Below are 12,518 nucleotides of genomic sequence, written 5' to 3'. Positions count from 1 at the left end.
GGAATATTTATCAGCGCTATTGTTCGGATAGTATCATTGCTAACCAATATGCAGATGCAGCAGCGAGGGGATCTGCGAGAACAGCCACAACATCAGGCCGATGGTCCCCCCCACCAGGGTGCCGTTGATGCGGATAAACTGCAGATCTTTACCGATATTGAGCTCGATCTGCCGCGACATATCGCGGGCGTCCCAGCTCTTCACCGTGTCGCTGATATGGCGGGTGAGGAAGGCGGCGAACTCCGGCGCCACCCGGTGCGCCGCCTGTTCCAGGTGTTCGTTAAGCGATTCGCGCAGGGCGTCGTCGCGGAGTAAGGTTTCACCGAACCACTGGCCAGCCTCGGCGATGCGCTGCTTAATACGTGAGTCATCGCTGCTGATATCGTTTTTTACCCAGCTGCGCAGGTCGCCCCACACTTCACCGAGATAGCGGTTAAAGGTCTCATCATTTTTCAGATATGCTTTGATGTTCTCGGCCTTCTGCGCCATGAGCGGGTCGGATTTCAGGTTGTCGATAAGCTTCTGCACCGCGTGGTCGAAGGCCTGGCGGATCTGGTGGGTACGGTCATGGCTCACCTCGTCCAGCAGGGTATTCACCGCATCGGTGACCATCTCGGCGCTGTGCTCGCCGAGCCACTCGGTGGGTAACAGTTTGGCCTTCAGCGGGTGCTCGGTCTCCAGCCAGCGCACGATGCCGCGGGCGATAAAGGCGCGGGAGTTGTCCCGCTGCAGCAGGGCGATAAGCTGGCTTATCAGCGAATCCAGCAGCTTCTGGTGGCGATTGTCGCGGGTCATTCCCTCCAGCATCATGGCGCTGGTCTGCGTCAGGTCGACTTTATCGATCGCCTTATGTACCGCGCGGCGCAGCAGGCGCTGAATGCGTGCGTCGTCGGTCAGTTCAAGAAAACCGCTCATCACCTGCAGCAGATGCTGGCCGACCCGCCGGGCATTCTCCGGCTGGCTGAACCAGTTGCCGAGCATCAGGGCTGGCTCATAGCGGCGGATCAACGCGACCAGCGACGGGGTATCGAGGAACTTCTCCTCGACAAAGCGGCCAAGATTATCGGCGATGCGGTCTTTGTTACGCGGGATAATCGCGGTATGGCGGGCGACAAAGGGCAGCGGAATACGACGAAACAACGCGACCACCGCAAACCAGTCGGCCAGCGCCCCGACCATCGCCGCTTCGGAAATGGCCTTTAGCGCGCTGACCCACGGCGTCGGCGGCAGCAGCAGGGTGGTGATAAATAGCGCGGCGGCGATCAGCAGCAGCGACAGCGCCAGCAGTTTGGCGCGTTTGAGTTCAGCGAGTTTTTCCATAAACTTAAGCATATAACCTGACGGCGAGGTCGTGCAAAAATCGCCAGATAATCCACAGACCGAAGATCATCAGGACCGCCCCTGCCGCCCGCTCGACTCGCCAGACGATGGCGCCCAGGCGGCGCTGTACCTGCGGCAGCGCAATCGCACTCACCAGCAGTAAATCCCAGAAGAACACCACGCTGACCATCCACAACCCGCTCACCGTTTGCTGCAACAGGGTGACCGCCGGCCCGAGCAGGGAAGTCATCAGCGCCAGATAAAACAGAGCGTTTTTGGGGTTGAGCAGCGATGACCCCAGCCCGAGCAGCAGCTGCCTGCCGAACCCCGGACGCGATGCGCGAATGCTCTCCACCGCCAGCGTCGCGGGACGGCTGCGTATCAGCAGGCTGCCAACCCACAGTAAATAGCCCGCCCCCAACAGCTCAATGAGCAAAAACAGCAGCGGCGCCTGACGCAGAAGCCCCCAGCCGACGATGGCGAGAACAATATATAGCGCATTGCCGGCGGCGATGCCGAGACATAGCCCGATGCTGCCGCGGATCCGGTAGCGCACGGCGTAGCCGACTAACAGAAAAAAATCAGGGCCCGGGCTGAGCAGAGCGACAAAGTGAGACAGGGCTAGCGCCGGGAAGACGGCGGGAAAGAGCGTCGATAAGGTATGCATAGTGGCCTCGATAATGGTACTGAGGCCACCCTAAGCGAAGTACCGTATTACTTATTGTCGGATATTGATCTGCGATGCGCATATTGCCGCGGCGTGGCGGCGGTATAGCTGACAAAGGTTTTATGGAAATGGCTCTGATCGGCAAAGCCAGCCTGATAGCCGACATCGGCAATAGGATCCCCGGCGCGTAAACGCGTTTTCGCATATTCGATGCGCGCCATGTTGATCAAACTGGCGGGTGTCAGGCCGGTATCCTGTTTCACGGCGCGGATAACGGTCTCTTTACGAAGCGCGCTGTCGTGGGCCAGCTTATCCAGCGACGGCGGCGCTGGCAGATCTGTCGCCAGGCGCTGAAACAGCAGGGCGCTGGCGTGATGTGGCGCCTGCGGCGCGGTGGCGCACAGCGGCAGCGCGTGCAGGAGTTGCGCCAGCCGGGCGGGCAGTTGTTCAAGGCTCCCGCGGCTCATCAGGGCGACAACCTGCTGGAAACAGGCAAAGAGAGGGCTGTCGCGCAACAGTGGCTGCGGCGAGGCGATACTGGCGCCAGGGGGAATATCCGGGCGCTGCGCGTGGCACCATGCCGCCTCCAGGTACAGCATATGATAGCTGCGCGGCCTGTCATGCAGCGGATTACAGCTATGCGGCGCGTGCGGGGGGATCACGATCAGATCCCCGGGCTGCAGGAGATATTCCTCACCATTGCACAGGCAGCGCGTTTCCCCCTCGATAATCGCCCCCACCGAGAGCTGCGGGTGGCTGTGGCGTTTGTAGGCCTGGCGGCTGCGCCAGGTGCTGCGCAGCTCCAGCCACGGTAGACGATCGTCTCGCCAGAAGGTTTGGGGGATATCTCGGGTATGGTTCACCGCATCGACCTTTGCTGAGGAGGGAGAGGTCGTTTATAGCATGCTGCGCGGAGGCTGTCGCCCGCCTGGATTTGCGTACCGCCTCGAAAAAGGATGTCGCGCTTGCAGTCCGGGGAAATCTATTTTCGTGGCGGTGCGTAAAGGTTGTATTGCCCGGGTGTCAGAAACATTCCGAGCGCGTAGAGTCCCTGCAGGATAAGCAGGCAGGGATGAGCCGATGGCAAAGGGTACCACCTCGACGCCGCATGATGCGGTGTTTAAACAGTTTCTCACTCAGGCCGACACCGCGCGTGATTTCCTGGCGATCCATTTACCGCCTGCGCTGCGTCAGCGCTGCGACCTCGATACCTTACAGCTGGAATCGGCAAGCTTTATCGAGGAGAGCCTGCGGGCCTGGTACTCCGATGTGCTGTGGTCACTCAAAACCGCGTCTGGCGAGGGCTACATTTATGTGGTTATCGAACATCAGAGCTCGCCGGATGCGCAGATGGCCTTCCGCCTGATGCGCTACGCCATCGCCGCGATGCAGCGCCATCTTGATAGTGGTCATACCAGACTGCCGCTGGTGGTGCCGATGCTGTTCTACCACGGGGCGACCACGCCATACCCGTGGTCGCTCAACTGGCTGGACTGCTTTACCGATCCGCAACTGGCGAGGGAGCTTTATATCTCGCCCTTTCCGCTGGTGGATATCACGGTGATCCCCGACGATGAAATCGTTAGCCATCGGCGCGTGGCGCTACTTGAGCTGATACAGAAGCATATTCGCCAGCGCGATTTAATGGGGATTGTTGAGCAGCTGACGACGATTTTACTTAGCGGTGACGCTAATGACAGACAGCTAAAAACGCTGTTTAATTATCTGCTGCAAACTGGCAACGCGCGCCGCTTTGGCCGGTTTATCCACGAAGTGGCGCAACGGGTTCCTCAGCACAGGGAGAGCTTAATGACCATCGCCGAAAGATTACAGGAAGTGGGCCGCAGAAAAGGCAAACGGGAAGGCCGGCAAGAAGGACAGCATGCCGAGGCGCTGCGCATTGCACAGAGGATGCTGGACGACGGTATTGCCCGCGAGACGGTGGTGAAAATCACTGGCCTGGCCGCCGACGAGATCGCCACGCTGGCGCATTGATAACGCCGGGGCGGCCTGAAGGTAGCCCCGGTTAGCCTTTTTATGGAATATTCCGGATATACCTAACTTTACCCGCATCGCCAGCCATCTCGACTACCCTTAATATCCTTGACGGCATTTTTGACTGCCTTAATAGCGATAACAAGGAGACATGCGATATGGCCTATCAGACGGTGAATCCTGCGAATAATCAGCTTATTAAAACGTACCCGGCGCACAGCGACGCGGACGTGGAGGCGGCGCTGCAGCAGGCGGATGCGCTCTACCATTCAGCCTGGGCAAAAGGCGATATTGAACCGCGGCTGGCGGTACTGCATAAGCTGGCTGATCTGATCGACAGCCGGGCGGAGGAACTGGCAAAAATCGCCAGCCAGGATATGGGGAAACTCATTAAGCAGAGCCGCGGCGAAGTGAAACTTTGCGCGCAGATCGCCCGCTATTATGCCGATAACGCCAAATCGTTGCTGGCGCCGGTGAAATATCCCTCCGAACTCGGCGACGCCTGGGTTGAGCATCATCCCATCGGCGTCTTAATGGCGGTGGAGCCGTGGAACTTCCCCTATTACCAGCTGATGCGCGTCCTGGCGCCAAACCTGGCGGCCGGCAACCCGGTTATCGCCAAACACGCCAGCATTGTGCCGCACTGCGCGGAGACCTTTGCCCATCTGGTGCGTGAGGCCGGCGCACCGGAAGGGGCGTGGACCAACCTGTTTATCTCCCAGGAGCAGGTGGCGAAGATTATCGCCGACGATCGCGTGCAGGGCGCGGCGCTCACCGGGTCGGAGAAAGCCGGCAGCGTGGTGGCGGCGCAGGCGGCGAAGCATATTAAGAAATCGACGCTGGAACTGGGCGGTAACGATGTATTTGTGGTACTGGACGATGCCGACCTGGAACGCGCGGTGAAAATCGGCGTCCAGGCGCGGCTGAATAACGCCGGCCAGGTGTGTACCGCTGCCAAGCGTTTTATCCTGCACGAAAATATCGCTGAGTCGTTTCTGGCGAAATTTAGTGAGGCGTTTCGCCAGGTGAAAATCGGCGATCCGCTGGATGAAAGCACCACGCTGGGGCCGCTCTCTTCCAAAGATGCGCTGGACACCCTAAGCAAACAGGTGGACGAGGCGGTGAAAAATGGCGCTACGCTGCATCTGGGTGGCAAAGCGGTGGCACGAGAAGGCAATTTCTTTGAACCCACCATTTTGACCGGTATCACCCGTGACAACCCGGCGTACTTCGAAGAGTTCTTTGGCCCGGTGGCGCAGATCTACGTGGTGAAAAATGACGAGGAGGCAATCCAGCTGGCCAATGATTCCCACTATGGTCTGGGCGGCGCGGTCTTCAGTCAGGATATCGAACGCGCCAAACGGATGGCCTCCGCCATTGAAACCGGGATGGTTTATATCAACTGGCTTACCGATACCGCGCCGGAGCTGCCGTTTGGCGGCGTGAAGCGTTCCGGTTACGGACGGGAGCTCTCCGATCTCGGCATCAAAGAGTTTGTGAACCAGAAGCTGGTGGTGGTGCGCCACTAAGCCCGGCCATAAAAAAACCTGCCATTCGGCAGGTTTTTTTATAATAGATTCATTGCACTTCGACTTTATCCCAGCCGCTTTTGAACATACAGCTGTCGACTAAGGTCTCCCGCTGATATTCATTCGCGTCTTCTACCGTATAGCTTGTTTCAACATCCTGTTTCTTATGTTTTTTGTCCGTTTTTTCTGAACTGGACCCGGTCACCACGTTATCCGGAGGGAGATCGACCAGGGCCTGCGCTTCACATTCGGTGAGCTTTTTATGCATTTCGGCATCGCTTAAACCCGGCTTCACCCAGGTATACTGAGTGCAGCCGGTCAGCAGCAACGCCAGGCTCAGCGCAGAGAGCGCGGCGAGACGTGGTTTCATCAGAAGGTGACTCCGCCGCCCACGTAGGCGCCATCAATCAGGGTGTGGTTTGGGCGACCCTCTTTGCCGTCAACGCTCACGTGACGGTAACCCACTTTCAACGTCACTGGACCAATCGGGGACCAGCTTACGCCGCCGTTCGCTTCGACATAGTTTTTTACGCTGTTGTTCAGGCCGTCCGGCGCGACATACCCTTCGCCAAACACGTGGATGCTGTCGGTCAGGGCCACGTTCACCCCGCCGCCGACCGGAAACGCGACGCCGTTATCGCCTTTTTTCGGCCCGAGGTAGATAGCTTTCGCGCCAGCGTTGAGCATAACCGGACCTACTTCCAGATTGTAACCCGCGCCAACGCCGCCGGTCTGGCTACCATCATCGGTATTCTTCAGCCAGTGGCTTTCGGCGTACAGGCCAGAAGAGGATTTACCCATTTCCATATTCAGATTGGTGAAGTTTTTACCTTGTTCAACGGTAAATCCCATCGCCATGGCGGAACCAGAGACCGCGGTCAGGGCAGCAACAATCAGGATGTTAAGCTTTTTCATGGTTTGCTCCTCGTCATTAAATTTGTCTGAGCGCACCTTAACAATCGATGTTTACCTCTGCAAATGTGACTTACGTCAATTTTTTATGCTGGTTTTGTCAGGGCGGTGTTTTGAAAATGTTGTAATGACGTTGGGTTACGGCGAGGTCAATCAGCAAATTTGGTCTGTTTAGCCGCGGTTTAATGGGTGGGCTAAACAGAAACTGAACAGGGCGGGCATTAATTATTAAGGATCCTATTCATTTAGTTTCTTATTATTTCCAAAAGTGTTTCTGCTGTTACTTATTAAAACGTTGCTTTACATTTTTCGACGCGCTGCCGACGTTTGGTCCCTGTTTTTGGCGAGGTGTCAGAGAGAGGATGGTGCCTGCGCCTTGGGGCGCAGGCGGGCAGGTTAGCGTCGTAACCCGGCAAATGCGGCGCGAATTTCCTCTTCCGGCAGCTGAATGCCGATAAATACCAGCGTGCTGTGCGGCGTTTCATCGCCCCACGGGCGATCCCAGTCGGCGCTGTAGAGGCGCTGCACGCCCTGGAACAGCAGGCGATTTGGCTCGCCGTCGATCCACAGCATGCCTTTATAGCGCATCAGTTGCTCGGCGAAGGAGAGCAACAGGTTCTCCATTACCCGTGAAACTTCACTGATATCCACCGGATAGTCGAGCTCGACCACAATCGACGAGACGTCGTTCTGCTTTTCTGCAACAAAATGAAAACGCGGTGTGGCGCTGACAACCTTTTCTTCCAGCATAAAGCCGCTGGTGTTAAACAGCTGGCTTAGATCGATATCGCCGTGAATGACGGTATAAACCGGCGCCCGCGCATTGATGCGCGCCAGCCGTTCGCGCAGCTTCTCGGTGTCGCCGGCAACATCGGTTTTGGTTAGCAAAATGCGGTCCGCATAGCCGACCTGCGACTGGGCGATGGTGAACTGATCCATCTGCTGGTCGGCATGGACGGCATCCACCAGGGCGATCACGCCGTCCAGCAGATAGCGCTCGCAGAGCACCTCATGGGAGAAAAAGGTCTGGATAATCGGCCCCGGGTCGGCCATGCCGGTGCACTCAATCACCAGCCGGTCAAACTCGATTTCGCCGCGATCGCGACTGTCGAGGAGATCGAGCAGGGCGTCTTCCAGTTCGTTGGAGCGCGTACAGCAGATACAGCCGTTGGTCAGGGTTTTGATCTGCGTGGCGCGGTCGCCGATCAGCTGATCGTCAACGGAGACTTCGCCAAATTCATTTTCAATCACGGCGATTTTGAAACCGTGCTGCTCATTCAGGATATGGCGCAGGAGGGTGGTTTTTCCTGCGCCGAGAAAACCGGTGAGTAGGGTGACTGCAATCGGTGCCATTATTGCCTCCATTAACAGCAGCGTACGCCGCCTTTGCCGTCTCCGCCGTAGCGGGCCTGCTGGCGTTCGCGGAAGAATTCTTCATAAGTCATGTAGGGCTGATCCGGATGGTTGGTTTGCATATGCGTGACGTAGTTGTCGTAATCCGGAATGCCAATCAGCATTTTTGCCGCCTGACCGAGATATTTTTTTGCCTGACCTAAGTTACCAAACATTGTAAGTTCCAGATAACGAATAAAGCCGGATGGCGGCTAGCGCCTTATCCGGCCTACGTTGATGCACTTTTCTGTAGGCCGGATACGCGTAGCACTATCCGGCATCAGGGTTAATGATGTGACGAGGTCTTCACGCCGCCTTCCGGTACCGGCACGTACGGGGTCTCTTTGTCGGTACGCACCTTATTGTTGCGCACGTTGAGCCAGGTTTTGATGCCGTAGAAGATGATGCTGTACACCACCACCAGGAACAGGATACTCAGCCCGGCGTTGGTGTAGTTGTTGACCACGATATGATTCATGTTGGCAATCTGCTGCGCGGTCAGCTCGCCGCCGGCGGCAATCTTCTCTTTATACTGCTGAGCCATAAAGAAGAAGCCTTCCATCTGCGGATTGCTGCTGAACAGCTTCAGACCCAGCGCCCAGGTGGTGCACAGCAGCAGCCACGCTGCCGGGATAACGGTGACCCAGATATATTTGGTGCGCTGCATTTTGACCAGCACCACGGTGCCAAGCACCAGCGCCACGGCGGCCAGCATCTGGTTAGAGATACCGAACAGCGGCCACAGGCTCTTCACACCGCCCAGCGGGTCGACCACGCCCTGATACAGCAGGTAGCCCCACAGCCCGACGCAGCCCGCGGTACCGATAATCCCGGCGACCAGCGAGTCGGTTTTTTTCAGGAACGGCACGAAGTTACCCAACAGATCCTGCAGCATAAAGCGGCCTGCGCGGGTACCGGCATCCAGCGCGGTGAGGATAAACAGCGCTTCAAACAGGATACCAAAGTGGTACCAGAAGCCCATATCCGCCATCGGGATGATTTTATGGAACACATGGGCGATACCGACGGCCAGCGTCGGCGCGCCGCCGGCGCGGTTCAGTACCGAAGGTTCGCCGATATCTTTCGCCGTCTGCAGGATCTGCTCAGGGGAGATCACGAAGCCCCAGGAGCTGACGGTCGCCGCCGCATGGACGGTCACTTCTTTCAGCTGCGCGGCGATCATCGCCGCGTTTTCACCGCCCATTTCATGCAGGTTCGGCATGACGATGCCAAGGCCCGCTGGCGGGGTGTTCATCGCGAAGTAGAGACCCGGTTCGATAATCGAGGCGGCGACCAGCGCCATGATGGCGACGAACGACTCCATCAGCATCGCACCGTAGCCGATAAAGCGGGCATCGGTTTCGTTGGCCAGCAGCTTCGGCGTGGTGCCGGAGGCGATCAGCGCGTGGAAGCCGGAGACCGCGCCGCAGGCGATGGTGATAAACAGGAACGGGAACAGCGCGCCTTTCCACAGCGGGCCGGTACCATCAATGTACTGGGTCACCGCCGGCATTTTCAGGTCCGGGTTGAGGATAACGATCCCCAGCGCCAGGCCGACGATCACGCCGATTTTCAGGAAGGTGGCCAGATAGTCACGCGGCGCCAGAATCAGCCATACCGGCAGCAGCGCGGAGATAAACGCGTAGCCAATCAGGGTAAAGGTGATGGTGGTGTCTTTAAAGGTCAGCGCCGGGCCCCAGTACGGGTCGTGGGCAATGATGCCGCCGAACCAGATGGACGCCACCAGCAGCACGATACCGATAACCGACACTTCACCCACGCGGCCAGGGCGCAGGAAGCGCATGTAGATCCCCATAAACAGGGCAATAGGCACCGTCGAGCAGACGGTAAAGACGCCCCACGGGCTTTCCGCCAGCGCTTTCACCACGATGAGCGCCAGCACCGCGAGGATGATGATCATAATCAGGAAGCAGCCGAACAGCGCGATAGAGCCCGGAACCGGCCCCATTTCCTGCTTGATCATCTCGCCCAGCGAGGCGCCGTTACGCCGCGAGGAGATAAACAGCACCATGAAGTCCTGTACCGCGCCCGCCAGCACCACGCCGGCCAGCAGCCACAGGGTGCCCGGTAGATAGCCCATCTGCGCGGCCAGTACCGGGCCAACCAGCGGGCCGGCGCCGGCAATGGCGGCGAAGTGGTGGCCAAACAGCACGTAGCGGTTGGTTGGCACGTAGTTCAGGCCATCGTTATTAATGACCGCCGGCGTCGAGCGCGTTGGGTCAAGCTTCATCACCTTCTGCGCGATGTACAGGCTGTAATAACGGTAGGCGACGAGGTACACAGAAACCGAGGCGACGACGATCCACAGGGCACTGACGTGCTCACCGCGGCGCAACGCGACGACTGAGAGGCAAAATGCCCCGATGATTCCGAGAATCACCCAGGGTATGTGCTTGAATAGTTTTTTGGTATCCATAGTAAAACCTGGCGTTAATTAGATGAATAATTGGCCGAAGCCGTCTGGTTTTAAGTAAGGGTTGATGGAGGTATTGATTAGCTAGGCTGCCTCCGATCTTGCCAGAACAGCGCGCGCGTAAAGTTGGGTAAATCGGTGAGTGGTTGTATGGAAGGTTAAGCGGTCGCTAGCTGAAATAAGCGGTTGGCCATCAAGTGAACAAGAGATAATTATGTGATTGAGATCACGGCATATTTCAGCCCAGTGCGATGGGGGAGCGGCAGAATCTAAAAAGAGGTCGCGCTAATGCTCTCAGTGTGAATCGATATTAATTCATAATCTCATATTCTTATTTCATGATGATTTCATATTGTCTTTGGCAGAACTTAGCGGTGATTCATCCATATCATTAGAATGGAGTAATGATCGCGTTTATAATTTTAAGCAATAATTTTTGAAGTGGCTTGAATAATATGTGTTGATATTGATATGGGTTTGGTTGTATTAAATGCCACGCTTCGCTTTTTATTACTCGACATGGAACGTTGTGACTTAACTATAATGAATAAATGGAATTTCGTTCATAAAGTTTTAATTATCTGTATATTGCCTGCCTGGGCATGGGCTGCGCCTGTGGATACCGTACGTGAGCAGCAGTTCATCAACCAGCAGCAGCGCCAGCAGGCGCTGGAAAACCAGCTCGCGCCGCCGTCACCGGATATTCATTTATCAGCGGAAGAAATAAATACCGATGATGGTTTATTTCCCGTGGAACAACCTTGCTTTGCTATTTCTCAGGTTATTTTGCAGGGCGCTGAAGCCTTACCGCATTGGCTTCCGCTCCAGCGCCAGACAAATAAAGCAATTGGGCGTTGTCTGGGAGGGAAGGGCATTAATCTACTGATGGCCCAGTTGCAGAATATATTAATCGATCGCGGTTATATCACCAGCCGGATCCTTGCCCCGCAGCAGGACTTAAAAAGCGGTGTTTTGCGCCTGGTGGTGATGCCGGGTTATATCCGTGAAGCCAGGCTTACGGAGGACAGCGATGATTATCTGTGGCTGGCGAGCGCGTTTCCGGCGACTGACGGGAAACTACTGGACCTGCGCGATATTGAACAGGGGCTGGAAAACTTGCAGCGCCTGCCGACGGTACAGGCCAGCATGGAAATTATTCCGGGCGATACGCCGGGGCAAAGCGATATTGTCATTAACCGCCAACAGGAACGCTTCTGGCGCGTTGACGCCTCGCTCGATGATTCCGGCTCTAATGCCACCGGCCGCTATCAGGGTAACCTGACGCTATCCCTGGATAACCCGTTAGCCTTAAGCGATCTTTTTTACCTTTCCGGCTCACATAACCTCGATGGCAATGGCGGTAAATCCTCAAAGAACCTGACCGGCCACTATTCGATTCCGCTGGGTTACTGGCAGCTCGGATTAACCGCCAGCCAGTATGATTACATGCAAACCGTGGCGGGGGCCAACGGCGATTACCAGTACAGCGGTAAAAGCAAGAACGTTGATTTCCAGATGAGCCGCGTACTGCACCGGAGCGGTAGTCAGAAGACCACTCTTAGCGCCGATGTGGTAGCCCGCGAGCAGCGCAACTTCATTAACGACACCGAGATTGCCGTTCAGCGGCGGCAGACGGCGGCCTGGAAGCTTGGTCTGCAGCATCGCCATTACCTGGGCAACGCCACTCTCGATGCCGGAGTGAGCTATCAGCGCGGTACCCGCTGGTTTGGCGCTCAGCCCGCGCCGGAAGAGCAATGGGGGGAAGCAACCGCCCTCAGCAAAATCCTGCAATTCAATGCTCAGCTCAATTTGCTTTTTGCCCTGGGCGGGCAAAATTTTCGCTTTACCAGTCGCTATCAGCGGCAGATGAGCAGCACGCCGCTGACTTCGCCGGATATGTTTTCCATCGGCAACCGTTGGACGGTTCGCGGCTTTGACGGCGAGCGCACCCTGACCGCCAGTCACGGCTGGTACATACGTAACGATATCGCCTGGTCGACCCCGTTACCGGGGCAAGAGTTTTATCTGGGGGCGGATTACGGCGAAGTCGGCGGCGCGGGCAGTGAAACGCTGGTGGGCAAACACCTCGCCGGGGGCGTGGCAGGGCTGCGCGGCCAGTACCACCGCGCCAGCTACGACCTGTTCGCCGGTATCCCTTTAGCCCAACCCGATGGCTTTAAAACCGATCCGGCAACTTTTGGTTTCAGCGTTAGCTGGAGCTACTGATTTTCACTCATGCGCCGTTTGGCGGCGCGTGCTGCGCACAGGG

11 protein-coding genes are annotated in these 12,518 nt (G+C 57.0%); 3 read left to right on the top strand and 8 right to left on the bottom strand.

What is annotated here, in order from left to right; all coding sequences use genetic code 11:
* Window positions 1-39 precede the first annotated feature (39 nt).
* From SP68_RS22485 to SP68_RS22475, 3 genes are read right to left on the bottom strand one after another with little or no spacing between them, the layout of a single operon-like run.
* Window positions 40-1,332, bottom strand: a complete 1,293-nt coding sequence (locus tag SP68_RS22485) for a DUF445 domain-containing protein (protein ID WP_008807587.1) — start codon at window positions 1,330-1,332, stop codon at window positions 40-42.
* The gene (locus SP68_RS22480) at window positions 1,325-1,987 is read right to left on the bottom strand and encodes a LysE family translocator (protein ID WP_040972727.1); all 663 of its coding nucleotides are present in this window, start codon (window positions 1,985-1,987) and stop codon (window positions 1,325-1,327) included. The genes SP68_RS22485 and SP68_RS22480 overlap by 8 nt, the downstream gene beginning before the upstream one ends.
* 47 nt (window positions 1,988-2,034) lie before the next feature.
* Window positions 2,035-2,850: an AraC family transcriptional regulator gene (locus SP68_RS22475; RefSeq protein WP_040972729.1), complete on the bottom strand. Its 816-nt coding sequence runs from the start codon at window positions 2,848-2,850 to the stop codon at window positions 2,035-2,037.
* 217 nt (window positions 2,851-3,067) lie between these two features.
* Between SP68_RS22475 and SP68_RS22470 the strand changes: the two genes are divergently transcribed.
* Together SP68_RS22470 and SP68_RS22465 are read left to right on the top strand one after the other, a co-directional pair.
* The gene (locus SP68_RS22470; protein WP_022065035.1) at window positions 3,068-3,982 is read left to right on the top strand and encodes an Rpn family recombination-promoting nuclease/putative transposase; all 915 of its coding nucleotides are present in this window, start codon (window positions 3,068-3,070) and stop codon (window positions 3,980-3,982) included.
* 158 nt (window positions 3,983-4,140) lie between these two features.
* Window positions 4,141-5,511, top strand: a complete 1,371-nt coding sequence (locus tag SP68_RS22465) for an NAD-dependent succinate-semialdehyde dehydrogenase (protein WP_040972731.1) — start codon at window positions 4,141-4,143, stop codon at window positions 5,509-5,511.
* A 49-nt stretch (window positions 5,512-5,560) separates the two neighbouring features.
* Here SP68_RS22465 and SP68_RS22460 read toward each other — a convergent pair whose 3' ends face one another.
* The 5 genes from SP68_RS22460 to SP68_RS22440 all read right to left on the bottom strand — a co-directional run bounded on the left by SP68_RS22460 (window position 5,561) and on the right by SP68_RS22440 (window position 10,252).
* A complete protein-coding gene (locus SP68_RS22460; protein WP_016160232.1) occupies window positions 5,561-5,881 on the bottom strand; it encodes a hypothetical protein in 321 nt (106 codons plus the stop codon).
* Window positions 5,881-6,426 (bottom strand): YfaZ family outer membrane protein, encoded by a 546-nt coding sequence (locus tag SP68_RS22455; RefSeq protein WP_008807582.1) that lies wholly within the window; start codon window positions 6,424-6,426, stop codon window positions 5,881-5,883. Before SP68_RS22455 ends, SP68_RS22460 begins: the two co-directional genes overlap by 1 nt.
* A 393-nt stretch (window positions 6,427-6,819) precedes the next feature.
* Entirely contained in the window at window positions 6,820-7,776 is a 957-nt protein-coding gene (yjiA, locus tag SP68_RS22450) for a GTPase (RefSeq protein ID WP_008807581.1), read from the bottom strand.
* Window positions 7,777-7,787: 11 nt separating this feature from the next.
* Window positions 7,788-7,991 carry a YbdD/YjiX family protein gene (locus SP68_RS22445; RefSeq protein WP_002887451.1) on the bottom strand — a complete coding sequence of 68 codons (204 nt, stop codon included), beginning with the start codon at window positions 7,989-7,991 and terminating at the stop codon, window positions 7,788-7,790.
* A 110-nt stretch (window positions 7,992-8,101) separates the two neighbouring features.
* Window positions 8,102-10,252, bottom strand: coding sequence for a carbon starvation CstA family protein (locus SP68_RS22440; protein ID WP_008807580.1), 2,151 nt, complete (start codon window positions 10,250-10,252; stop codon window positions 8,102-8,104).
* 540 nt (window positions 10,253-10,792) lie between these two features.
* Between SP68_RS22440 and SP68_RS22435 the strand changes: the two genes are divergently transcribed.
* The gene (locus SP68_RS22435; protein ID WP_040972755.1) at window positions 10,793-12,475 is read left to right on the top strand and encodes a ShlB/FhaC/HecB family hemolysin secretion/activation protein; all 1,683 of its coding nucleotides are present in this window, start codon (window positions 10,793-10,795) and stop codon (window positions 12,473-12,475) included.
* Window positions 12,476-12,518 lie beyond the last annotated feature (43 nt).

Source organism: Klebsiella variicola (assembly GCF_000828055.2).
GTDB lineage: Bacteria > Pseudomonadota > Gammaproteobacteria > Enterobacterales > Enterobacteriaceae > Klebsiella > Klebsiella variicola.
The sequence above is the reverse complement of the archived record's forward strand: the minus strand, read 5'-3'. Positions and strand labels throughout refer to the sequence as shown.

Bases quoted from the DNA above. Each gene is read 5' to 3' on its own strand.
- SP68_RS22485 (WP_008807587.1), bottom strand. From the start codon at position 1,332: ATGCTTAAGTTTATGGAAAAACTCGCTGAACTCAAACGCGCCAAACTG.
- SP68_RS22480 (WP_040972727.1), bottom strand. From the start codon at position 1,987: ATGCATACCTTATCGACGCTCTTTCCCGCCGTCTTCCCGGCGCTAGCC.
- SP68_RS22470 (WP_022065035.1), top strand. From the start codon at position 3,068: ATGGCAAAGGGTACCACCTCGACGCCGCATGATGCGGTGTTTAAACAG.
- SP68_RS22465 (WP_040972731.1), top strand. From the start codon at position 4,141: ATGGCCTATCAGACGGTGAATCCTGCGAATAATCAGCTTATTAAAACG.
- SP68_RS22460 (WP_016160232.1), bottom strand. From the start codon at position 5,881: ATGAAACCACGTCTCGCCGCGCTCTCTGCGCTGAGCCTGGCGTTGCTG.
- SP68_RS22455 (WP_008807582.1), bottom strand. From the start codon at position 6,426: ATGAAAAAGCTTAACATCCTGATTGTTGCTGCCCTGACCGCGGTCTCT.
- yjiA (WP_008807581.1), bottom strand. From the start codon at position 7,776: ATGGCACCGATTGCAGTCACCCTACTCACCGGTTTTCTCGGCGCAGGA.
- SP68_RS22445 (WP_002887451.1), bottom strand. From the start codon at position 7,991: ATGTTTGGTAACTTAGGTCAGGCAAAAAAATATCTCGGTCAGGCGGCA.
- SP68_RS22440 (WP_008807580.1), bottom strand. From the start codon at position 10,252: ATGGATACCAAAAAACTATTCAAGCACATACCCTGGGTGATTCTCGGA.
- SP68_RS22435 (WP_040972755.1), top strand. From the start codon at position 10,793: ATGAATAAATGGAATTTCGTTCATAAAGTTTTAATTATCTGTATATTG.